This window comes from Streptomyces sp. NPDC094034 (assembly GCF_040303865.1).
GTDB lineage: Bacteria > Actinomycetota > Actinomycetes > Streptomycetales > Streptomycetaceae > Streptomyces.
Genome location: NZ_JBEOUD010000010.1, coordinates 98,690 through 121,305, shown reverse-complemented (window position 1 = coordinate 121,305; position 22,616 = coordinate 98,690). Strand labels below are relative to the sequence as shown.

The 22,616-nt window shown below is 70.3% G+C and carries 23 protein-coding genes; 14 read left to right on the top strand and 9 right to left on the bottom strand.

The genetic code is table 11. The features are described 5' to 3' along the window. Positions 1-61: 61 nt before the first annotated feature. The 6 genes from ABTZ59_RS12380 to ABTZ59_RS12355 form a co-directional block, all read right to left on the bottom strand. A complete protein-coding gene (locus tag ABTZ59_RS12380) occupies positions 62-709 on the bottom strand; it encodes a hypothetical protein (protein WP_351394878.1) in 648 nt (215 codons plus the stop codon). A 153-nt stretch (positions 710-862) separates the two neighbouring features. Beyond that, the gene (locus ABTZ59_RS12375; protein WP_351394876.1) at positions 863-1,948 is read right to left on the bottom strand and encodes a hypothetical protein; all 1,086 of its coding nucleotides are present in this window, start codon (positions 1,946-1,948) and stop codon (positions 863-865) included. 183 nt (positions 1,949-2,131) lie between these two features. Then, positions 2,132-2,638, bottom strand: coding sequence for a hypothetical protein (locus tag ABTZ59_RS12370; RefSeq protein ID WP_351394873.1), 507 nt, complete (start codon positions 2,636-2,638; stop codon positions 2,132-2,134). 542 nt (positions 2,639-3,180) lie between these two features. After that, a complete protein-coding gene (locus ABTZ59_RS12365; protein WP_351394871.1) occupies positions 3,181-4,113 on the bottom strand; it encodes a hypothetical protein in 933 nt (310 codons plus the stop codon). Positions 4,114-4,172: 59 nt separating this feature from the next. Then, complete coding sequence (locus ABTZ59_RS12360; RefSeq protein ID WP_351394869.1) at positions 4,173-4,835, bottom strand: hypothetical protein; 663 nt, start codon at positions 4,833-4,835, stop codon at positions 4,173-4,175. After that, positions 4,832-5,881, bottom strand: coding sequence for a C40 family peptidase (locus tag ABTZ59_RS12355; RefSeq protein WP_351394866.1), 1,050 nt, complete (start codon positions 5,879-5,881; stop codon positions 4,832-4,834). Before ABTZ59_RS12355 ends, ABTZ59_RS12360 begins: the two co-directional genes overlap by 4 nt. A gap of 160 nt (positions 5,882-6,041) precedes the next feature. Between ABTZ59_RS12355 and ABTZ59_RS12350 the strand changes: the two genes are divergently transcribed. The 6 genes from ABTZ59_RS12350 (at position 6,042) to ABTZ59_RS12325 (ending at position 12,108) form a co-directional block, all read left to right on the top strand. Continuing rightward, entirely contained in the window at positions 6,042-6,641 is a 600-nt protein-coding gene (locus ABTZ59_RS12350) for a DUF6668 family protein (protein WP_351394864.1), read from the top strand. Positions 6,642-6,653: 12 nt separating this feature from the next. Continuing rightward, the gene (locus ABTZ59_RS12345) at positions 6,654-6,974 is read left to right on the top strand and encodes a hypothetical protein (RefSeq protein ID WP_351394861.1); all 321 of its coding nucleotides are present in this window, start codon (positions 6,654-6,656) and stop codon (positions 6,972-6,974) included. Positions 6,975-7,029: 55 nt separating this feature from the next. After that, on the top strand, positions 7,030-7,788 hold the full coding sequence (locus ABTZ59_RS12340) for a DUF8175 domain-containg protein (protein WP_351394859.1): 759 nt from the start codon (positions 7,030-7,032) through the stop codon (positions 7,786-7,788). Further along, a complete protein-coding gene (locus ABTZ59_RS12335) occupies positions 7,788-9,065 on the top strand; it encodes a hypothetical protein (protein WP_351394856.1) in 1,278 nt (425 codons plus the stop codon). Before ABTZ59_RS12340 ends, ABTZ59_RS12335 begins: the two co-directional genes overlap by 1 nt. Beyond that, positions 9,055-10,551, top strand: coding sequence for an SCO6880 family protein (locus tag ABTZ59_RS12330; RefSeq protein ID WP_351394854.1), 1,497 nt, complete (start codon positions 9,055-9,057; stop codon positions 10,549-10,551). The genes ABTZ59_RS12335 and ABTZ59_RS12330 overlap by 11 nt, the downstream gene beginning before the upstream one ends. A 99-nt stretch (positions 10,552-10,650) precedes the next feature. Continuing rightward, positions 10,651-12,108, top strand: coding sequence for a putative type IV secretion/conjugal transfer ATPase (locus ABTZ59_RS12325; RefSeq protein ID WP_351394851.1), 1,458 nt, complete (start codon positions 10,651-10,653; stop codon positions 12,106-12,108). An 80-nt stretch (positions 12,109-12,188) separates the two neighbouring features. Here the strand turns inward: ABTZ59_RS12325 and ABTZ59_RS12320 are convergent, their stop codons facing one another. Beyond that, positions 12,189-12,554 (bottom strand): MarR family winged helix-turn-helix transcriptional regulator, encoded by a 366-nt coding sequence (locus tag ABTZ59_RS12320; RefSeq protein WP_351394849.1) that lies wholly within the window; start codon positions 12,552-12,554, stop codon positions 12,189-12,191. Between the two features lie 485 nt (positions 12,555-13,039). Here ABTZ59_RS12320 and ABTZ59_RS12315 point away from each other — a divergent pair, with 485 nt between their 5' ends. Together ABTZ59_RS12315 and ABTZ59_RS12310 are read left to right on the top strand one after the other, a co-directional pair. Next, positions 13,040-13,828, top strand: a complete 789-nt coding sequence (locus ABTZ59_RS12315) for an RNA polymerase sigma factor (protein WP_351395052.1) — start codon at positions 13,040-13,042, stop codon at positions 13,826-13,828. Beyond that, positions 13,828-14,991, top strand: a complete 1,164-nt coding sequence (locus ABTZ59_RS12310; protein ID WP_351394846.1) for a hypothetical protein — start codon at positions 13,828-13,830, stop codon at positions 14,989-14,991. The genes ABTZ59_RS12315 and ABTZ59_RS12310 overlap by 1 nt, the downstream gene beginning before the upstream one ends. 405 nt (positions 14,992-15,396) lie before the next feature. On the opposite strand, the gene ABTZ59_RS12305 is transcribed toward ABTZ59_RS12310, so the two are convergent. After that, complete coding sequence (locus tag ABTZ59_RS12305) at positions 15,397-16,359, bottom strand: L,D-transpeptidase family protein (RefSeq protein ID WP_351394844.1); 963 nt, start codon at positions 16,357-16,359, stop codon at positions 15,397-15,399. Positions 16,360-16,683: 324 nt separating this feature from the next. On the opposite strand from ABTZ59_RS12305, the gene ABTZ59_RS12300 reads away from it, so the two are divergent. Beyond that, a complete protein-coding gene (locus ABTZ59_RS12300) occupies positions 16,684-18,282 on the top strand; it encodes an acyl-CoA mutase large subunit family protein (protein WP_351394841.1) in 1,599 nt (532 codons plus the stop codon). 70 nt (positions 18,283-18,352) lie between these two features. Continuing rightward, complete coding sequence (gene leuE / locus ABTZ59_RS12295) at positions 18,353-19,009, top strand: leucine efflux protein LeuE (RefSeq protein WP_351394838.1); 657 nt, start codon at positions 18,353-18,355, stop codon at positions 19,007-19,009. Positions 19,010-19,056: 47 nt separating this feature from the next. Here leuE and ABTZ59_RS12290 read toward each other — a convergent pair whose 3' ends face one another. Beyond that, entirely contained in the window at positions 19,057-19,410 is a 354-nt protein-coding gene (locus tag ABTZ59_RS12290; RefSeq protein WP_351394835.1) for a DUF4333 domain-containing protein, read from the bottom strand. A 259-nt stretch (positions 19,411-19,669) separates the two neighbouring features. Here ABTZ59_RS12290 and ABTZ59_RS12285 point away from each other — a divergent pair, with 259 nt between their 5' ends. The 4 genes from ABTZ59_RS12285 (at position 19,670) to ABTZ59_RS12270 (ending at position 22,605) form a co-directional block, all read left to right on the top strand. Beyond that, positions 19,670-20,074: a hypothetical protein gene (locus ABTZ59_RS12285; RefSeq protein WP_351394832.1), complete on the top strand. Its 405-nt coding sequence runs from the start codon at positions 19,670-19,672 to the stop codon at positions 20,072-20,074. Between the two features lie 11 nt (positions 20,075-20,085). Then, complete coding sequence (locus ABTZ59_RS12280) at positions 20,086-21,420, top strand: hypothetical protein (RefSeq protein WP_351394829.1); 1,335 nt, start codon at positions 20,086-20,088, stop codon at positions 21,418-21,420. 44 nt (positions 21,421-21,464) lie between these two features. Next, positions 21,465-21,962: a hypothetical protein gene (locus ABTZ59_RS12275; RefSeq protein WP_351394826.1), complete on the top strand. Its 498-nt coding sequence runs from the start codon at positions 21,465-21,467 to the stop codon at positions 21,960-21,962. A gap of 133 nt (positions 21,963-22,095) precedes the next feature. Then, positions 22,096-22,605, top strand: a complete 510-nt coding sequence (locus tag ABTZ59_RS12270; RefSeq protein WP_351394823.1) for a hypothetical protein — start codon at positions 22,096-22,098, stop codon at positions 22,603-22,605. Positions 22,606-22,616: the final 11 nt, after the last annotated feature.

Genomic DNA, 22,616 nt, shown 5'->3' with positions numbered 1-22,616 from the left:
CGTGATCGCCGCCCGGAGCGTCAGGACCTCCCCCAACGTCCCCGCCCGCGAACAGGGATGACTACCTGCGGCCCTGCTTCTGGCGCTTTCTGCTGTCGCCGCCCTGTGAGTGGGCGCTACGTGATGCCTGCGTCGGCTGTTCCCGTGAGGTGCTCCGAGAGCCGGACGGCAGGGTCCCGCGAGCCGCCTGGGCTACGTTCGCGTTACCTTGCGCGGCTTCCCGGACTGGGTCGTAACCTTGGCGGGTCGATTCGGCTTGTCGGCCAAGATTATTCAACCTATCTTCGAGGATTTGCTGCCCTTGATATTGAAGGGCAACATAGACGGTACCGTCCTGCAGCATCCGATTGTAATTTTCGTGGCTTTCGGATTCCACATAAGCGGCGTGCGAAGCCCGGTAACTTTCCAGAGCCTGATCGGTTGCGCGGGAAAACGCCTCTTCTGTTTCGGAGTATGTAGTTACATTCAATTCGGCAGCATGGGTGCGGACGTGAGTCTCCCGCTGCCTGTTCACGGCGAGCGCCTGCTCCAGCTGCTCCGATGTGGAGTAGACGGCGGCTGGGTTCGCTGCCAGCTCGGCACGCATGTCGTTTACCATGCCCGTTGCCGTGCGTTCTTGCTGTTCTTGCGCCGCTTGTTGCGCCGCTTGTTGCGCCGCACGTTCCATGGCTGCGTGGCGCGGATCAGTTCGGTCGAGCTCTCTTGGCATTTTTCCTACTTCCCTTCTCGTGTGGTCACTGGCGGCTTCGAACGCACTTCCCGACCGCTTTCAGGGCAGCATCAACTCACCCTTGTGCGCGGGCTTGCCGATGGCCTTGAGGGTCTCGGGGCGACGGCGAGGCCGGTACGCCGACAGTCCCGGTTACCGAGTGGCACCGCGGCGGGTGTTGCCTTGGGGAGCCTGTCCCCGGGGCGGCTGGGGGCGACCGGCGGCTTCACCCACAGGCTGCTCGGGCAGGTGTCCACGAGCCCTCGCCCCCTGCGTGTCGAAAGGTAGGAAGCTCTCGACCGTCTGTGTCTCGATGGGCCACGACGCTCCGCCCATCCCGTGAGCCTGGGACTGCAACGTTCCCTGGGCAGGCAGGAGTCCGAGGGGATGGGACGCTACGGGATTGACCGCGGTAGTCCAAGAGTCGGAATACAGATAACCGAACTGGTCAGGCTCTTGGGCAGGACCCGCGTCGGCGTACCCCTGAGTCGAGTCGGTGAAGGAGTCGGTATCAAGCGCCGCGTCCGCTCCGAACTCGTCGACAGTGGTCCAAGAGTCGGAATACAGATAACCGAACTGGTCAGGCTCTTGGGCAGGACCCGCGTCGGCGTAACCCTGAGTCGAGTCGGCGAACGAGCCGGTATCAAGCGCCGCGTCCGCTCCGAACTCGTCGATAAGCATGCTGTCCTGTAGTGCTGTCTGCCAATCCTGCGCCGTCTTATACGCCTGATCATCTACTCCCTGCTTCTTGATCGTGTCCTGGACCTTGGAATCGTTCAAATCGAGTGAAGGATCAGCGAGGAAAGGCGGCACCAACGACCCCGACGGCCCGGCCTCCTGCTGCGCTGCATTCAACGACACCAGCCGCGGAGCCTTAATGATTTTCAACCCGGCCGACTCCGCCGCCACCGCAATTTTCAGACCCGGCGGCGGCACCTCCGGCCAGCCCGGCTGATGCCGCCGATAATCCTCATACGTCCACCTCGCCACGTGCTCCGGCACAGCAGACCGCCTATCCGCGTTTAGCAGACTTTTCTTTTCGCGAGATGGTTTCTTATCCTTCTTCTTCCTCCGCTCATTCTCCGCCGCGCGGTACGCCGGATCTTCCCGCTTCTTCGCCAACCGTTTCCTCTCATCGTCGTTGTGCTTTTGGCGAATCTTTGGGTCCGCCCGCAGTGCGGCTGCTCGCTCCCGCTCCCGATCCCGCTTCTCCTGCGCGGGGGATTTTTCATCAGGCATAAGGCTTGCATCCAATCAATCGGAAGAAGATCCACCACCCACCACTACGCTTCGTACTCGCTATCGGTTCAACGGCTTTACGGCCGATGTCCAGGCCGAGGCAGGAGTCCTCACAAGGTGCTGGTGGATGACGTCGGTGATGACCATGCCTAGTTCGGCCCCGCCGTCTGTTGGAAACTCCCGTCAGGGGCGACGCGCTTTCTTGGACTGCCTGTCCGGCGCCACGTACTTCTTGTCGGCGGCGGCTGGACCGGACTCCGGACGGGAAGCGGCGTGCTCGCTCCCGTCGGGCTGAGCCTTGGGCATGTTGGCTCGTAGGAAGTCGGCGAGGTGATGGCCGGGGCCGGTGCCGGGGGTGCGAGTTTCCGCGTCCTCGCTCCCGTCGGGCTGGGCCTTGGGCATGTTGGCTCGTAGGTAGGCGGCGAGGTGATGGCCGGGGTCGGTGCCGGGGGTGCGAGTTTCCGCGTCCTCGCTCCCGTCGGGCTGGGCCTTGGGCATGTTGGCTCGTAGGAAGTCGGCGAAGTGATGGCCGGGGCCGGTACCGAGGGTGCGAGTTTCCGCGTCCTCGCTCCCGTCGGGCTGGGCCTTGGGCATGTTGGCTCGTAGAAAGTCGGCGAGGTGATGGCCGTGGCCGGTGCCGGGGGTGCGAGTTTCCGCGTGCTCGATCTCGTCGGGCTGGGCCTCGGGCATGTTGGCTCGTACCATGCCGGCCGACTGATAGCCGGGGCCGGTTCTCGCAGCAGCCGGCTGAGCATCTGTCAGGGGCTCCTGAAATCCAACCCTGCCGACCCGACGCATGGCCGGATCCAACCCCACCCTGCCCTTCGCGTCAGTCGCAAGAGCAAAGCCCCTTTCGGTCAAAGCCGCCTGTGCCTGCGGCTGCAAGGCAGTGTGCAGATTCCCGGCTTTATTGACCAGCGAGTCTTGCAGGCGCCTCCCCAGTTCACTCCCCTTCGGTGGCAGGGCGGGTTTCCCGTCGGGCCCCCGCGTGAACGGCGCATTTCGGATCTCATTTGCCAGCTGCTCATCCGTATAAGCCATAAAAACCTCCCATGTGATAAGTCGCGGCCATCGTCTCTACCTCTACAACGCACAGAAAGGCCATCGGGATCACCTTGGGCAAGCCGCGCTCGGCACCTGTGGACGCGATCACCATCGTGACCAGCTCCAGAACGCGGTGCTTGGTGCCATGACCGATGGCCCTTGAGGCGCACTCGTCGGACGGGCCGGACTCAGCCCGCCTTCCGGGTGTCCACCGCCGGCCGCTCCCAGGTCGGAGCGGGACGGGGGGCTCGTGGGGCGGGTGTGTCCGCCACGACTCGCGGGGCGGGTGTGTCCGCCACGGGCTGCTCGCGCGCGCCCGGTTCGCCCGCGTCCCGGGCCTTCAGCAGCCACGTGTGGTGTTCCAGGGCCGCGGCGAGTGCCTCGCCGGCCCGGCCCGGTATCTGGTTGCGCATACGGATCACGTCGACGCCGGCGGCCAGCGCCTGGCCCACGTGCGTCATCCGCATCCACAGCATGTCGGCGTGGCTCGCCACCGTCTCGGCCTGCTCGGCGTCCCCCCGGTAGTGCCAGCGCTCGGCCACGTCGCGGTACAACTGGACGCCCCCGACCATGTCTCCGGCCAGGGCGGTGGCCCGTGCGTGGACCTCGCGGACACGCAGGGCCTCGGGGTGGGAGACCCCGAGGACGCCGGCGGCCTGTGTGTCGAGCCGGGCGGCGAGCTCGCTCGCCTGGTCGGTACGGCCCGCGTCGAGATGGTCCCGCACCTGGGCCAGGGACTCCGCGTACGTCTCGGTCCCCTTCGGCGCGCCGGGCCGGGGCCCGGAAGCGGCGGGGACGGCAGCCGCTTTCGCCGAGCGTCTGCCCGGGCGCCTCGCCCTGCGCTTCTTCGGTGCCGCGGTGCGCGCGCCGCCGCCCGGCACCTCGCTCACTTCTCCTTCCGGCGAGATGATCAACCGCCATACGACACCGCCCGGTTCGGTGGCCGTGGCCCGCACGGCACGGCCGAGCCGTGCGGCGGCGTCGGCCACGACCTCTATGGCGGCGGCGCGTGTGGCGTGCCCGGACGTGGGAATCAGGGGGCCCGAGGCCAGGACCCGGCCGTCGTCGTGCACGGTGAGGTCGTAGACCGGCCAGGCGGGTACATCCGTGGAGTCGCGCATCGTCGACGTGACCTTTCTTCCGTGCGGTTGGACACCCGGCCTGATCCGGGGGAATGCCTCTAACGGACGGTGACCTCGGCGACCCGCCACGGCCTGTCGGCCGTCGTCCGGGTGAGCTGTACGTAGACCGAGGCGACGACGGGCTCGCCCGTCCACCGTCCGCGCCCCTTCGGGGTGGCGGTGATGGTCCACTGCCGCCACGCCTTGGTGCCGGTGTCCGGGGGCTTGGCGGCGTCCTCGGTCTTCTTCAACGCGACGGTGGTACGGGCGCGGTGTCCGGCCCACTCCCGCCACTGGGCGCCGGGGACCGACGAGGGCCGGTGGGCGCGTAGTTGGTCCGCGTACGCCCCGGTCAGCCACCCCGCTTCGGCGGCGCGCAGCTCGGCGTCGCGGGGCCCGCTGTCGGTGGTGGTGTCGTAGGTCCACAGGGCCCTGAGCGCGCCCTCGCCGACCGCGTCGGCGTCGGTTTGGTCGACGTCGTGGGGCCGCGTCGTGTCTCCCCGGGGCGCGTCGTCGCCCGTGGGCTCCGGGAGCGCCGGTGTGTCCGTGCGTGGGGCGGACGGTGTCGGGTACGGGCCGGTGCCGGTCGCCGAGGGGGCCGACGGCGCCGTGCGCGCGCGTTCCTCACCGCCACCGCCGAATCCGCACCCACCGGCGAGCAGACCGATCGCGAGCACCGTCGCCGCCGAGGCGATGGTGGTCCGTGTACGGGGGTAAGTCATCCGAACCGCCTGGCTGTCTGGGGCTTGCTCGCGTAGTAGGGCTCGTCGAGGTTGCTGATCTTGACCACGTCACCGGTCTTCGGCGAGTGGATGAACTGCCCCTGGCCGATGTAGATGCCGATGTGGTCGTAGCTGCCGTTCAGCTGGAACCCGATCACGTCACCCGGCCGCAGGTCGTCGCGGGGCACCGCCTTGCCCGCGGTGACCTGGAGCTGGCTGACGCGGGGGAGGAGAAGGGCGCCGCCGGCGGCGTGGTAGACCGCGTTCTGCACGAGGCTGGAGCAGTCGAACCCGACCGTGTTCGCGCCCTGCGCGAATCCGCGGCCGGGGCCCTCCGGACCGCCACCGCCCCACGAGTAGGGCGTGCCGAGCCATTTCCTGGCGTTGGCCACCACCCGGTCGCCGAACGCGCCGCCGGTCTCCGCCGGTTCGCCGCCGCTGTACTTCGGCATCGACGCGATGATCCTGGTGACATAGCCCTGGGTCTCCGGGAAGGGCGGCACGCCCCCGTACCCCTCGACGGCTCCCGGGCCCGCGTTGTAGGCGGCGAGCATCAGACGGGTGGGATCGCCCCCGATGTTCATCTCTTTGACCGTGTCCGCGAGCCAGCAGTCGTAGCGGGCCTGGGTCATGATCGCGTCTCCCGGGGTGAACGGGTCGGCCACACCGTCCGGTTCGGGACTGCCGTCCTTGCCGGCCGCGTCCACGCCCCAGGTCGCCCAGGTACTGGGGATGAACTGGCTCAGCCCTTGGGCGTCGGCCGGGCTCACGGCAGTGGGGTCCCAGCCCGACTCCGCCTCGATCTGCGCGGCCACCAGCGAGGCGCCGACCTCCGGGCAGAGATCGCCGGCACGTTCGATCCACCGCACGTACTCGGGCGGTACGCGGTCGGTGGTGAGCCCGGTGACCAGTCCCACCGGCTCGACGTCCCGCTCCGAGCCGACGGCGCCCAGCACCGACAGACCGACCAGGGAGCCGACCAGTCCCAGGACGACGAATCCGGTGGCCAGAACGGCCGATCCGGCCCGGCCGGGGAGGCTGCTCATCGGCGATCTCCCACATGGTGCGCAATCATCCGAAAAGCCATGCGGTCCTGCATGGGGGAAAAGTTCCTTATCTGTCCTAGGCGCAAGAAAAGTAGTTTCTTGTGAATTGGCAACTCATGTGTATTATCGGCGCGTTGCGTTGACGGCCGAAGGAGATGTCTTGGCAGGGGGTGAGCCGGTGGTCAATCCCTGGCTGCGTGCGAATCCCTCGGGGGCCACCAACGGGAAACCGGGGCGAACGGTTCAAGGCACGGACACCGGGCTCTCCGGACCACGAGAACCTCAGGGGTCCGGAGTCCCCCGACCCGAGCGGGGGCTGCCCGTCGCGCATCCGCTGCTGAGCCGCGGGCAGTCCTGGTGGTGGCTCGGCGCACACGGCGGCGCGGGCGTCAGCACTCTGGAAGAGGCGGTGCCCGGTGGCCGGGACGCCGGCCGCGCCTGGCCGGTGACCACCGGATTCCAGGCGGTGGTACTGGTGGCCCGCTCCAGCGCGCGCGGCCTCGGCGCGGCGCGGAACGCTGCCCAGCAGTGGGCCTCGGGCATGGTCACCGGCATCGACCTGCTGGGTCTGGTCGTTGTCGCCGACGCCCCGGGCCGGCGCCCCCGAGTCCTGCGGGACCAGGTGCTGTTGGTGTCCGGCGCCGTACCGCGGCTGTGGGAGATCCCGTGGGTGGAGCCCTGGCGGCTCGGCGAACCTCATGTCCCCAAGGAGTGCGCGTCCCTCGCCCGCGACCTCACCCGACTCACCCAACCCGCTTAGAAGGGAACCGAGTTGTCCAGCCTGATGGCGGCCCTCATGGACGCCTCACCGTATGTGGACCACCTCGTCGCCGCGTCCCCACAGCCCTCGGGCGTGCCCGACGTCGGCGGGGGAGAAGCACCGCCCGGAGCCGCGGACCTGCTCAAGGTCCTCAGGTGGGTGGCCTGGAGCGTGACCGTCCTCTGTGTCGCGGGCATCTTCGCCGTCGCCGCCCGGATGGCGGTCGACCACTCCCGCGGAGGCGGCCGCGAGCACGCCCGAGGACTCGGCTTCGTCCTCGGGGCGTGCCTGCTCGTCGGCTCCGCCTCGGGAATCGTCGGCGCGATCGTCTAGGTCCTGTCCGTCCGGCCACCCACTCACCCGACCAGCCACCAGGATGGGAGGAACCATGGCAGACCCCCGCTCGTACACGGGGGCCGGCGAGCCGCGAAGTCCGTGGCTGCGCCCCGGCTTCGTCCTCGCCGCCGCGTTCATCGGCTTCGTCGCCGTCGTCGCGGGGGCGGTCGTCCTCACCGCGGACCCCGCCGGCCGGGACGACACGCTCCCCGCTTCACGGCCGTCCGCGAACGGCGCCACCGCCCCGGCGGCGTCCGCGCCCGCCGGTGACGAGGGATGTCCCGAACTGCCGGACAGGCGCCAGGAGTTGCCCACAGCCGCTCCCCGGGGGGTGACCTGGGCCCTGTTCGGCACCGTCGCACTCCCCACCTCCGAGGAGTCGGGTCCGGCAGTGGTCGGCGACGACGTGGCGCGCTGCTACGCGCGTACTCCCGTGGGCGCACTGCTGGCCACCAGCCAGATCAGCGTGCGCCATCTGGCGGCGGACGACTGGCGGAAGGTGACCCGCCTCCAGACCGTCGGTGCCGGCCGCGACGCGTATGTGGCCGGGCGGACCGAGGCCGAGAAGACTTCGCGCACGGATCCGGACGGCGGTGTCCACGGACAGATCGCCGGGTTCCGGTTCGTCACCTACGACGACAGCACCGCGGTCGTCCAGACCGTGTGGCGGTTCCCGGACGGCGCGCTCCGGGCCGCGATCACGACGGTGCTCTGGCTGGACGGCGACTGGCGGCTGGAGTACCCGGCCGACCCGGCCGCGCCCGTCCCGGTCGGTTCGCTCGCGGGCTTCACGGAGTGGGGAGGCGTCTGATGTCGGGCTGCGACTTCGGCTGGGTGACCCCCTCGGTCGGCGGCTACTGCGTGGGCGACGGCGCCGGTACGGTCCCGGCGGATCTCGGCGACAGCGCGTTCGACGACATCGCCGAGAGCGCCGCCGAAGCGGCGAGTACGACTGTCGAGGCGCTCGGCGGCGCGTGGATGAACCTGGGCACTCCCGACCTGACCGACAGCGCCGGGCCGGTGGCGTTCCTCCAGGGCTCCACGCTGTGGTTCACCTCGTTCACGGCCGTCCTGTGCCTGCTGGTCGCGGCCGGGCAGCTCGCCTGGCAGCGCCGCGGCGACTCGGCCCGGCAGGCCCTGCAAGGGATGCTCAACCTGGTGATGGTCTCCTCGGTCGGGGTCGCCACGGTCTCTCTGCTGACCTCGGCGGGGGACAGGTTCAGCGTCTGGATCATCGACAGGTCCACGGGCTGCCGGCAGATCAGCGCCACCGGGGAACCCGTCGCGCAGTGTGTGGGCGAGTTCGAGAAACGCACGTCGGCGATGCTGGCGCTGGGCGGCGCGGACTCCTCGTTCCTCGTCCTGATCATGACCGTGCTGGTGATCACCGGCACCGTCGCGCAGATCGCCCTGATGATCGTACGGATGGCCGTGCTGGTGATCCTCACCGGAACGCTGCCCCTGGCGGCGGCGGCCAGCTCCACTCCGACCGGCCGCGTCTGGTTCCGGAAATCCGTGGGCTGGCTCCTCGCGTTCGTGCTGTACAAACCGGCGGCGGCCGTCGTGTACGCGGCGGCGTTCTCGCTCAGTGGCCAGAAGCAGGACAACGAAGTCGTCTCGATGGTCTCCGGGGTCGTGCTGATCGTCCTGGCCTGCTTCACGCTCCCCGCGCTGATGCGCTTCGCCGCCCCCGTCGTCCAGGCGGCGGTCTCCGGTAGGGGGCGCATGGCCGGGACGTCCGCCACGGCGGAAGGACCGGCCGTGGCGGCGACCGGGGCGCTGCCCGTTCCGCATCTGCGCAGCCTGGCCACCGGCCGCTCGGTGGCCGGGGCCGCGGTGAGTCCGGGGACCACCGGCGCACGGGCGGGTTCGGTGACCGCCCGGGGCGCCGCGGGTGCACAGGGAGCCGCGGGCGCACGGGGGGTGCCGGACGGCGACCGTGCCCCGGGTGCACCGTCGGAGCCGGAGAGTTCCGCCGAGGAGCGGTCCGAGGAGCGGTCGGAGGACCGGCAGGAGTTCGCCGCACGGGTGCCCGTCCTGGTCCGGCGGCATCCCGACGACCATCAGGAGAAGGCCCATGACAACTGACGAGCTCACCACACGTACCTACGGCAACTTCCGTAAACCTCGCACCTCCGGACTGCGCGGGTTGTCCCTGGGGACGACGCTGCTGCTGTTCGCCGGACTGATCGCCGTGGTGCTGACCACGCTGGTCTCCCTCCTGGCCGCGCTGAGCCTCGCGCTGTCGCTGGCGATACTCACGGCCGCGCTGGGTTTCCGGGACCGGCACGACCGGACGCTGATGAAGCGCGGCGCGGTCCGGCTGGCCTGGTGGCGCACCACCTCTTCCGGCGGCCACCTCTACCGGTCGGGTCCGCTGGGCCGGGCCGGCTACGGCACCTGCCGACTGCCCGGCCTGGCGGCCGAGTCGACGCTGACGGAGGCGCAGGACGGATACGGCCGCCCGTTCGCCGTGATCACGATCCCGGCCACCGGCCATCACACCGCGGTCATCTCCTGCGACGCCGACGGATCCGCCCTCGTCGACGATCGGCAGGTCGACACCTGGGTCGCCCACTGGGGCCAATGGCTGTCCGCCCTGGGCTCAGAGCCGGACCTCGTCGCCGCGAGTGTCACCGTGGAGACCGCCCCCGACTCCGGCGTGCGGCTCCAGCAGGAGATCGCCACCAACACCGCTTCCGACGCTCCTCAGTTGGCGACGGAGATGCTCCAAGAGGTGCTGTCCGCCTATCCCGCGGGCTCGGCGCGGATCACCACACGCATCGCGCTGACCTACTCCGGCGCCGCCCGTCCCGGCACCCCCCGCCGCAGCGCCGAGGACATGGCGCTCCACATCGGCACCCGTCTGCCGGGTCTGACCGCCGGGCTGTCGCTGACCAGCGCCGGCACGGCCGTACCCATGACCGCGACCGAAATCGCCGAGGCGGTGCGCGTCGCCTACGACCCGACCGTGGCGACGCTGGTGGAGGAGGCACAGGCCACCGGCGGTACCGGGCTGACCTGGCGGGACGCCGGGCCCACGGCGGCCCAGGAGGCCTGGGACCACTACCGGCACGACGGAGCGTTCAGCGTCACCTGGGCCATGACGGAGGCGCCGCAGGGCGAAGTGTTCTCCAACGTCCTGACCAGGCTGGTGCAGCCCAACCGCGACATCGCCCGCAAGCGGGTCACGCTTCTGTACCGCCCGCACACTCCGGCCGACGGCGCCCGCGTCGTCCAACAGGACTACAAGAACGCGCTGTTCAGCGCCCAGCAGTCACAGATCGGCAAGGCGCGTGAGGACGCGGAGGTGGTGGCGGCGCGCAGGACCACCGAGGAACAGGCCCAGGGACACGGCGTGATCCGCTTCGGTCTGCTGATCACGGCGACCGTCAACTCCGCTCCGGAACTGGCGAAGGCCGCCGCGGCGGTCGACAACCTCGCCCCCGCGGCCCGGATCGCGGTGCGGCCCGTCTACGGCTCCCAGGCGGCGGCGTTCGCGGCGTCCCTGCCCCTGGGACTGGTGCTCCCGCTGCACACCGCCCTGCCGCAGACCGTGCGCGACGCGATGTGACGTGCGTCATGGGCGACGTGACGCACTGTCGGCGCGATGACGCCGTGTCCGCGTCATGACGGACGGCGGCGAACGATGAGGAGAGACTCGATGGCACGCATGACCAGGCAATCCCGTCCGCCCCGCGCCACTGCCCGTGGCTGGCCCGGCCCCGGCGGCGGCATGGTCGGCTACGTCGATCCCGCACCCGAGTGGCGAGGCACCTCCGTACAGGTGTGTGGTCTGTGGCCGTTCGGCGCGGGCGCCGGGACCCCCATGGTCGGGGTGCCGCTCGGCCGTGACCTGGACTCCGGAGCCACCGTGTGCTGCGATCCCGTGTCCTGGTTCATGCGCACGGGCCTGCTGGCCAACCCGTCGATGTTCGTGCTGGGCCGTCCCGGACTCGGCAAGTCGACGGTCGTACGGCGCATGGCCCTCGGCCTCTCCGGCTACGGAGTCCATCCGCTGATCTTCGGTGACCTCAAGCCCGACTACGTGGACCTGATCAGGGCCATCGGCGGCCAGGTCATCAGCCTGGGGCGGGGCCGCGGCAACCTCAACGTCCTGGACCCCGGCGAGTCCGGCAAAGCGGCGGCCCGGCTCACCGGCGACGCCCGCGGACGGCTCCTCGCCGATATCCACGGCCGCCGCCTCAACATGGTCTCGGCCCTGGTGACCATCCTGCGCTCGGCGCCGCCGACGGACCGCGAGGAGACGGTCCTCTCGACCGCGCTGAACGTCCTGGACGACCGGCACGACGCACGCTCTGGCCGGGTACCGGTGCTCGGTGACCTCGTGCAGGTCATCAAGGACGCCCCGGAAGCGGTACGGGCGGTCGCCCTGGACCGGGGCGACCTGACCCGCTACCGGGACATCACGGAGAACCTGGAGGCCTCACTGACCGCGCTGCTCGGCGACGGCCGCCTGGGCGGCACCTTCGCCCGGCCGACGACGGAGGCGATGAAACTGGACCGCCCGGTCTGCTTCGACGTCAGCGGCATCGACGACAGCGAGGCCCTGCTCCAGGCCGCCGCCCTGCTGTCCTGCTGGTCGTACGGCTTCGGCGCGGTCGCCGCGGCACACGAACTCGCGGACGCGGGACTGGAACCGCAGCGCAACTACTTCCTGGTCATGGACGAACTGTGGCGCGTCCTCCAGGCGGGCCGCGGCCTGGTCGACCGCGTCAACGCCCTCACCCGGCTCGACCGCCAGCGCGGAGTGGGCCTGGCCATGATCACCCACAGCATCGACGACCTCCTGGCGCTGCCCACGGAGGAGGACCGCACCAAGGCGAAGGGCTTCGTGGAACGCGCCGGCATGGTGGTCAGCGGGGGCCTCCCGCCCGCCGAGATACCGCAGCTCGCCCAGATCGTGGAGCTGACCGAGGCGGAGAAACGCCTGCTGGTCGACTGGTCCACCCCGTCGGCCTGGGACGCGGCCAACGGCCGCAGGACCGAACCGCCGGGCCTCGGCAACTTCCTCATCAAGGTCGGCAACCGGCCCGGCATTCCTCTGCACGTCGACCTGACGGCGGCCGAACTCAAGGTCAACAACACGAACAAGAGGTGGAACAAGTAGGTGTGCGCCCACCGCGCCGAACCCGCGACAAGGACACACCGGACCGTTGGCGACTGAGGGCGTGCCCCTCGCATGGGCGCTCAGCCGGTGGTGTCGATTCTTTCGAGGACGAGATCGCTGATCTCCGCGAGCACGGTGATCTGCCCGGGGGTGAGGTGGTCGATGAACAGCCTGCGGACGTCGTCGACGTGGCGAGGGGCCGCGGCGGTAATCGCTTCCCGTCCCTCCTCGGTCACCGACACATAGGCTCCGCGCCGATCCTCGGCGCACTCGGCGCGCTCGATGAGTCCGCGCTTCGCCATGCGGGTGAGCTGGTGAGACAGCCTGCTCTTCTCCCATCCGAGGATCCGGGCGAATTCGAGCATCCGCAGCTGCCCGCCAGGAACTCGTGTCAGTTCGGCCAGGACCGTGTAGTCCGCGCCGGACAGACCGAACTCTTCATGCATGGACCGACCTGTCCGATTGACGAGGATGTCGTGCATGCGTAGCAGGCCTCGCCAAGCGCGTTCCTCGTTCGCCGTCAGCCATTGCGGAGAGTCACTCATAAGTCCAGCCTACAAAGGGTCTGATGCACGCTTATGAGTCGTCCTCGGCGGCGGTTGGCCACGGCGGCGGGCGCGCCGCCCGTACCTTCCCAGGTCGGATCGGGAGAAGACAGACCGGGAGGAGAGAGATCGGGAGAGGAGACAGGAGGACGACCGGGGCCGCCACCCCCCACAGGAGAGGCCCCGGTCGCCGTCCGGCGGAGCCGCGTTACGGCCCCGTACTCATAACAGCGCCACCGATGCGTTTTCTGTCACACCGCAGAATGTCAGCGCGTAGTTGCAGGTTGTACAAGACATGGACGCGGGCCCGGGAACGCCGTAGCGTGCAGAGTCGCGTGGGGCGGCGCGGCCAGTGACCAGCCGCGATTTCAGGACAGGTTGTGGGAGTGCTGGGGGACGACGCGGAGCTGACCGCCGCGGTGCTCGCGGCACAGGACGGGGACGAGGACGCCTTCCGTACTGTGTATCGCGCGGTGCACCCGCGGTTGTTGGGCTACCTACGGACCCTCGTCGGCGAGCCGGACGCCGAGGACGTGGCCTCCGAGGCCTGGTTGCAGATCGCCCGTGACCTCGGCCGCTTCTCCGGCGACGCCGACCGCTTCCGCGGCTGGGCCGCCCGTATCGCCCGTAACCGTGCCCTCGACCACATACGGATGCGCGGCAGACGCCCCGCGATCGGTGCCGACGAGACCGAGCTGACCGGGAAAGCGGCCGATTCGGACACGGCGGACGAGGCGATGGAGGCACTCGCCACCGGCCGGACGATGGCACTGATCGCGCGGTTGCCGCAGGACCAGGCCGAGGCCGTCGTCCTGCGGGTGGTGGTCGGACTCGACGCGAAGAGCGCGGCCAAGACGCTGGGCAAACGGCCTGGCGCGGTACGGACGGCCGCGCACCGCGGACTCAAACGCCTCGCCGAACTGCTCGACTCCGACGAGGGGCCGGAGCACGCCGACGACCCCGAGCATGCCGACAACCCCGACCATGCCGCCGCCCCTGAGCACCCCGCCGCGTCGCCCCGCGCGCTCCCCGGCGCATCCCCCGAGGTGTCCCTCGGCCCTCCGGGTCAGGACGGCGGATTCGGTGGCGTACCCCCACAACGCACCATGCGGCCCGGAGCCGCGGCCTCCGCGGGTGTGACGGATTCGCGCCTGCGGACGCAGAAGGACATGTGATGGCCGAGGAGCGTGACCCGTGGCTTGACAGGGACGCGGCGGAGAGAATGCTGCGCGGTGAGCCTGTCCAGACGGCGGACGAACACGTCCGGGCCCGGTCGGAACAGCTCGCCGAGGCCCTGCGGGACATGACCGCCGTCACATACGCGAACGAAACATACGCGCACGAAGAGGAACTTCCCGGCGAAGCCGCCGCCTTGGCCGCCTTCCGCAAGGCCGCGGCCGAGGGCGGTGACGCGCGCGGGGCCGTCCGGGACCGCGGCGCCCTGGGCACGGGCGCCGGGAATCTGCTCGGTACGGTACGTATCGCGCTGGACCCCCGCGCCGTACGCGCGCCGCGGTTCGCCCGCCCCATGCGCAGGGGACTCGCCGCGGCGGTGGCGGGCTGCGCGCTCGGTGGCATCGCGGTCGCGGCCGGCGCCGGCGTACTGCCGACGATCTTCGGCGGCGAGCACAACCCGACCCCCGTCAACTCCGTCTCGGCGGTGGCCTCTCCGAGGCCGCTCGCCTCCGGGTCCGGATCGCCCGAGGGGAGCCGGGACCCGGCCGACCCCTGGGGCACCCCGAGCGGGACCGGTACGGGACAGCCCTCGCCACCTCCGTCGCCCACGCCCGGCGCCGGCGGTACGCACGAGGGTGGCCACGCCGGTGAGAACGACGGCGCGGGCAAGGGCGAAGGCGGAGACGACGGTGCGAAGGGGAAGGGCAAGGACAACCAGCCAGGTCCCCCCTCGGGCTCCCTGTCCGGAGAGTGGTTCAACAAGACGGCCAACGCCTGCCGCGCCTACCGCGACGGTGTGCTCGACCCGAAACGCAAGGAAGCCCTGGAGTCGGCGACCGACGGTCCCGAAGGGGCCGCGCGGTTCTGCGACCGGCTGCTCGGCGACGACGGGCGCCACAGCGTCAAGAACGACAAGGGCGAGGACTACGGGGGCGACGAGGGCGAGGGCGACGGCGACACAGGGGGCGGCGGCGGGTTCGTGGGATCACCGGGCGTGCCCACGAAGCAAGCGCCCACGCCGCCCCCGTACTGGACGCCCGCGCCGTACGAGCCTCCGACCCCGGATCCCACGCCGGTCCCCACGCCGGTTCCCACGCCCGTCCCGACGCCTGGCGTGACGGCCGGTCCGTCGCCGTCCCCGAGCACGAGCGGCCTGGGCTGAGAGCCGGATCGGAAGCCGGTCCAGGATTCGGTCCAGGAACCGGACCAGGAACCGGACCAGGATTCGGACCGGCCGCCGGATCCGGCCCTCGACGCGGCCCGTTCGGGCGCGCACACGGGATCTGTCGAATAGTTCCCCACGCCCTCCTGAACTGGAGCTTTACGGTTCCGGGAGATCGGGTGTGACGTTTTTGCGGGCCACGGCGCAGTACAGAGTGAGCCGACTGGTCATCGGCCGCGCACAGAGCCGGGGTTCCCCCCGTACCTTCGGCTCGGCGCACTCGGCGCGGGCGGGACACGTTCCCCCGGTCCCGCCCGCGCCATCCTCTTCTTCGCGCCTGAGCGGGCGCCGCTCTCGCGGACCTGGGCCGCCGCCGTAGGTGTTGCTCAATGGATGGTTGGGGCCCTACCAGTAGATGACGACCTTGTCTCCTGTGCGGACCTGGTCGAAGAGCGAAGCGACCTTCTTCTGATCCCGGACATTGACGCAGCCGTGCGAGGCACCCTCGTAACCACTGGCCGCGAAGTCGGCGGAATAGTGGACCGCTTGACCGCCGCTGAAGAACATCGCGTACGGCATCGGGGTGTCGTACAGCGTCGAGACATGGTCCCGTGACTTCCAGCCCACCGTGAACGTGCCCTCACGGGTCGGGGTGTACTGCGAGCCGAACCGCACGTCCATCGCCGATTTGACCTTGCCGTCGATCATCCAGGTGAGGGTGCGGCTGCTCTTGCTCACGCACATCACCCGCCCCTTCAGGCACCGCGGATCGGGCTTGGCGACCGGCCTGGTGGTCGGCGGGCGCAGTTCGTCAGGGGTCGGCTTCCTGGTCACCCCGACCAGCCGCTGCCAGGTGACGGTGTCCGTCGCGCCGGTGGCGGGCAGCCCGCGGTCCTTCTGGAAGGTGGAGACGGCGGAGACCGTGATGGAGCCGTAGTAGCCGGTCGGGTTGAGAGCGAAGTGACCGGTTTGCTGGAGCCTCGCCTGGAGTTCCCGTACCCGATAGCTCTCCGAGCCGCTCGCCATCAGCGTTCTGGGCCGGTACGCGGTGCGGCTCGGCGTCGGCGCCGGGGGCGGCGTGGCGGTCCTGGGCGGCTCGGGAGTGGGCGTCGGGGCCGCCGTGGTGCGGACGGCGGGGCTTGTCGGCGGCTTCGACGACGGCGACGGCCGCGACGGCGAGTGTGACGGCTCCGGTGAGGAGCCGCTCGCCGTTACGGGAACACCGCCCTGCTTGGCATCGGCCGACCCGGGGAGCGGCTGCACCGTACAGCCGACGCCCGCGGCCAGCACGGCGGCTGTGGCGAGCCCTCTGCGTAGGGCGGATGTCCTGAGCATCTTCGGCGTCCCCCGGTTTCTCCCGTGATCCATGGCATGCGTTCCTCAGTGTTCCCTCAGACAGTCCCCCGCAGGGCAAGGTTGCCCAAGCGGGCGAGGAATCCTGCCCCGGAGTCATCTTCCCCTGCCGGGAGACGAATTCCAGCGGGGGATTCCCCGGAGTGAAAGTACTTCCGGCCATGCTGCCCGTTCGGGCTGCCGCGATGCCGCGCATGGCCGCGCGTCGGCGTCCGTGTCCGCGCGCCGGTGTCCGGGCCACCCCCGCGTGTGCCCCGTACGCACCGTACGCGCGCCGCTACAGTCCGTCATGACCGGCCGGTCATGACTGTCCGTCAGCGGAGGCAGGGAGCAGAGCAGATGGCACACGAACCCGGCGGCGAACGGCTCACCGAGAGCGGTCTGCCCGTCGCACCGGTCTACGGCCCCGACGCGCTGGCGGGATGGGACCCCGCCGAGAAGCTCGGCGAGCCCGGCTCGTACCCCTTCACCCGTGGCGTCTACCCGACGATGTACACGGGCCGGCCCTGGACGATGCGCCAGTACGCGGGATTCGGCACCGCGGCCGAGTCCAACGCCCGCTACCGACAACTGATCGCGCACGGTACGACGGGTCTGTCCGTCGCCTTCGATCTGCCGACCCAGATGGGGTACGACAGCGACGCACCGCTCGCGGGCGGCGAGGTCGGCAGGGTCGGGGTCGCGATCGACTCGGTCGACGACATGCGGGTGCTGTTCGACGGCATCCCACTCGGCCGGGTCTCCACGTCGATGACGATCAACGCCCCCGCCGCACTGCTGCTCCTCCTCTACCAACTGGTGGCCGAGGAGCAGGGCGTACCGGGCGCCGCCCTGACCGGCACCGTCCAGAACGATGTGCTCAAGGAGTACATCGCGCGCGGCACGTACATCTTCCCGCCGAAGCCGTCGCTACGGCTGACCGCGGACATCTTCCAGTACTGCCGCGCCGAGCTGCCCCGGTGGAACACCATCTCGATCTCCGGCTACCACATGGCGGAGGCCGGGGCCTCGCCCGTGCAGGAGATCGCGTTCACGCTGGCCAATGGCGTCGAGTACGTACGGACGGCCCTCGCGGCGGGCATGGACGTCGACGACTTCGCGCCCCGGCTCTCCTTCTTCTTCGTCTCCCGTACGACACTGCTCGAAGAGGTCGCCAAGTTCCGCGCCGCGCGCCGCATCTGGGCCCGGGTCATGCGCGACGAGTTCGGCGCCCGGGACCCCAAGTCCCTGATGCTGCGCTTTCACACCCAGACCGCCGGCGTCCAGCTGACCGCGCAGCAGCCCGAGGTCAATCTCGTACGGGTGGCGGTCCAGGGGCTGGCGGCGGTGCTCGGCGGTACGCAGTCGCTGCACACCAATTCCTTCGACGAGGCCATCGCCCTGCCGACGGCCACCTCGGCCCGGCTCGCGCTGCGTACCCAGCAGGTGCTGGCGTACGAGACGGATGTCACCGCCACCGTCGACCCCTTCGCCGGCTCGTACGCCGTCGAGGCCATGACGGACGACGTCGAGGCGGCGGCGGTCGCCCTGATGACGCGGGTCGAGGACCTGGGCGGCGCGGTCGACGCGATCGAGCGCGGCTTCCAGAAGAGTGAGATCGAGCGCAGCGCGTACGCCGTCGCCCGGGAGACGGAGTGCGGTGAGCGGGTGGTCGTCGGGGTCAACCGCTTCACCCTCGACGAGGAGGAACCGTACGAGCCGCTGCGCGTCGACCCCGCGATCGAGGCCCAGCAGGCGGCCCGGCTGGCGCGGCTGCGGTCGGAGCGGGACCGGCCCGCGGTGGACCGCGCGCTCGCGGGGGTGCGGGCGGCGGCGGAGGGGACGGCGAATGTGCTTCCGCCGATGAAGACGGCGCTGGCGGCGCGGGCCACGGTGGGGGAGGTGTGTGACGCGTTGCGGGAGGTGTGGGGCAGGTACGTACCGACGGACGCGCGCTGACTTTCCGCCGACCTTTCGCCGCCCCTGGACACACATGCGGGTATTGGTCCGTGTGTGCGACACTCCGGCCATGCTGGGTGTGACTGATCTGCCCACCTATCTGGTGGGCCTCGTGCTGATCGTTCTGCTGCCGGGACCGAACTCGCTCTATGTGCTCTCCGTGGCGGCCCGGCGCGGGATACGCGCGGGCTATGGCGCGGCGGCGGGCGTCTGGTGCGGCGACACCGTACTGATGGTGCTCTCCGCCGCCGGTGTCGCGTCGTTGCTCCAGGCCAATGAGCTGGCTTTCGGCGTCGTCAAGTTCGCCGGCGCCGGTTATCTGATCTGGCTCGCGATCGGAATGATGCGCGCGGCCCGGTCTATGTGGCGCACCCGGCACGAGCGCGCGCAGGCGGCGTCCGCGTCCGCCGCCTCGCCGACGGCGACGGAGCGGCCGTATCGCAGGGCGTTGGTGATCAGCCTGTTCAACCCGAAGGCGATCCTGTTCTTCATCTCCTTCTTCGTGCAGTTCGTCGACCCGGGCTACGCGCACCCCGCGCTGTCGTTCGTGCTGCTGGGACTGCTCGCCAATGTGGCCAGCGCCCTCTATCTGTCGGCCCTGATCTTCGGCGGCACGCGCCTCGCCGCCACGTTCCGCCGCCGCAAGCGGCTGTCGGCGGGGGTGACATCGGCGGCGGGCGTGCTGTTCCTCGGCTTCGCGGTGAAGCTGTCACTGAGCAGCGCCTGAGCACCGCGCCGAGGTGCCGCGAAAACGCACATGGAGCGCGGCGGCGGTCAGTTGGGGGCCGGTGAAGTCGTTTCGTCGGCCTTGATGTCGAAGTTGATCTCGTCTCCCTTGACCGAGGACACCGTGACCGTCACGCCCAACGTGCTGCCGTCGTCCGCCGTGAGCGTGCACCGGGTGGTGGTACCGACCTTGCCGGTGAGGTCCTCGGGACAGGTGATCTTCGGCTCCGGCCGCCCCGTTGTGGCGGCGAGCTTCTCGGAGACTGTGGTCGCCAGCTTGTCCGCGGAGAGTTTCGGAGTGGACGTTCCGACGTCGACCGAGGCCGAGCAGCCGACGAGCAGCGCACCGGCGGCTATGGCCGAGAGGATCGACGTTGCTGCGGGCAACCGCGTTGCGGTCATGGTGGACTCCGGTCTGGGGTCGTGGCGGGAACTGGCGGGAAGCGCCAGGAAGCATACGTGCCGGGGGACGGTGTCCGCTCTCCGTCCCCCTGTCGCCCCATCAAACGTCCTTACTTGTGCATGATTTGTGTATGAGCGCATTTGAGCCGCGGGCGGGCCGTCTCGGCTCGGGAGCGGCAGGTAGGGTGCACGACGAACTTCCGTGACGCGCGTGTTTGGCGTGAAACGGATGAGGTGTGAAGGGCAACGGGGGTTGCGCATGGGAACCGGAAACGGTGGCGAGCAGACACTCGCCAGCTCGGCGAGTGACAAGCAGCGCGCGGCGAAATACATGGCGGAAGACATGCTTCCGGACACCCAGGCCGCCGCCCGCATGGGGCAGGGCGGCGGAGTGGTACGGCCGCCGTTCCTCGCCCCCGCGGCTCCGGCGAGTCCGCTGATCAAGCAGGACACCGGGCTGAAAGGGCTCTCCGCCTGGGCCCTGGACCAGGGTGTCTCCGACGCCCTGACCGCCTGGAGCGGGCAGGCGAACCGGCTGATGGGCCGGTTGCAGCAGGAGTTGAACGGGCTCAACGGCGCGAAGAACACCTTCCAGAACCAGGACATCGCCACCGGCGCGCAGGCGGACGCGGTGCGGCTCCCCAGCAGCTTCGACGGTATGTGAGGGGAGCGGCCATGACACTGAACTATCAGGACGTGATGACGTCCGATCTGTCCCCGCTCACGGACGTGTCCGAGGCATGGAAGAAGATGGGCGAGCGCTTCGGTGAGCTGAAGACCGACTACGAGACGAACGTGCAGAAAGTGCTCGGCAACGGGAACTGGCAGGGGCTCGCCTACAGCACGCAGCAGCAGTACGCCTCGGCCACGGCCTTCGAGTACGGGGCGGCCAAGACGGAGGCGCTGGCCATCGCCAGTCTTCTCACGGACGCGCACACCGAGCTGACCCGCCTTCAGAAGGCGGCCAAGGACCTGGTCGAGGACGCCGAGAAGAAGGACTACAAGGTCGACGGCTCCGGCAAGGCGACCTATGTCGGATACGACAAGCTCTCCGAACAGGACAAGTACGCCCTCCACCACGACCCCGACTACCCCCGGCTGCTGTCCGACGCCCGTGCGAAGGCGCAGCAGTGGACCGATGACATAGCCAAGGCGGTCAAGGCGGTCGACGACGCCGACCAGAGCGTGAAGCGGGCGCTGACCCGCGCGACGAGCGACGCTTCGATGGACGGAATCGGGATCGGCGGGTTCAACGCGAGGGCCGAGGGCGACCTGGCGAAGGCGGGGAAGCCGGACCCCAAGGTCCAGACGGAGGACGGCGGGTGGGTCGTCGAGGGCGAGGCCGACGCCACTGGCCCCGGGACCGGAGCATCGGCCACCGGGCCCGACGTCTCGTCCGGCAAGCTGGCCGAGGCCGAGGCGCATGCCGACCTCGGCCGCGCGACCGCGGAGGGCTCGCTCACCAACGGGCCGCTGAAGCTCGCCGGGGAGGCCGAAGCCTATGTGGGCGCCAAGGCCTCCGCGGGCGGCGGCGTCACCAACGAGGGCATCAGGGGCGAGGCCGGCGCCTTCGCGGGCGCGGAAGCCTCGGCCAAGGGCACCGCCGACGCCGGACCCGTCGGGGTGTACGGGCGGACGGAGGCCAAGGCGGGCGCCGAGGCCGGCGTCAGCGCCGGGGCCGGCCTTGAAGGGTTCCAGGCCGGTGCGGAAGCGTTCGCCGGGGCGAAGGCCGGCGCCGCGGGCGGCGCCGACATCGGCGGCATCGGAGCGGGCGGCACGGTCGAGGGCTGGGCCGGCGTCGGAGCCGAGGCCGAGGCGACGCTCGGCAAGGGCGAGGACGGCAGATGGCACATCGGCGCGAGGGCGGGTGTCGCCCTCGGGCTCGGCGGCGAGGTGGGCTTCGAAGTCACCGTCGATCCGGGGAAGATCGTCGACACGGCGAGCGACGCGGCCAACGCCGTGGGCGACGCCGCCGGAGCGGTCGGCGATGCGATCGGCAGCCTGTTCTGATGCACACTTCCCGCAGACCCATGCCGTAGTGAGGAGGGCCCGAGATGCCCACGACCCTGCCCGTACCGATCGAGTTCGAACTGCCGGAAGGCTGGCGCGCCGCACCACCGGACAAGGCCGGCGCACCGGGCGCGGCGTTCGTCGCGCTGCATCCGCGACCGGATGCCGGATTCACCGCGAACATCACGATCGACGGTGAGTACCGCCCGGACGCGGCGACGCTGCCCGAGATCGCCCACGAGTCCGTGGAGCGCCTGCGGCAGGCCACCACGTCGGTCGTGGTCGCCGGGAGCCGCGAGGTCGGCTCCGCGGACGCACCCGGGTTCACACAGACGCTGGCCGTCTCGGCCGTCGTCGGCGGCGCACCCCAGGAACTCGTCCAGTCCCAGGTGTATCTGTCCATGCTGGACGTCGCCGATCCGCGGAAGCGGGCGGTGATCCGGCTGGTCCTGACGGCCACCGTGGCCCAACACCCTTCCGTGGTGGAGGACTTCCAGGACTTCGTGCGCACCGTCCGCCCGGACACCGGCGCGGCCTCGTAGCGCGTCGGACGGAAGCGGCGGATCTCGCGGCGGCGGACCTCGGGCGGGCGGGCCCGCGGCGGCGGACCTCGCGCGGGCCGGCCCGCACCGGCAGACCTTGCACCGGCAAACCGACTCCTCATAGGTTGAACTCATGGGACTCTTCGACAAGCTGACCGGAACCAAGCGCCCCGCCGACGGCATCGCCCCGCGATCCGCCGCCGAGGTCCACGCGGCTCTGCTCGGTCTCAACAGCCCTGACGTCCCGTACGTCATCCGGGACGGCCGCGAGGAGGGCGCCGATCTGGTGGCCGAGTGGCGCATCCTGGACCCGGCCTGGCAGACCTTCTTCGTCCGCACCCAGGTGAGCCGGGTGTTCCAGGTCCGTATGCGCCTGGTCGGGGAGAAGAACGAAGTCCGATCCCTCGACCAGCAGTACGAGGTCACGTGGCACGGCGACACCCCCAGGCTGGCCGTCTCGGCCGAGGCCCAACGCGGCCAGGTGCAGACGGTCTCGAAGCGCTGGACGCTCGGCGGGGGCGAAGACGGCTCGGGAACGACCGAGACGTTCAGCTTCGACAGCTCCGACCTGAAGAACCCCTTGCAGGACACCGTCCTGGGCGCGGGGTGGACCTGGCGCGGAGTCATCACCGGCAAGCTCTGAGGCCGGTGGGG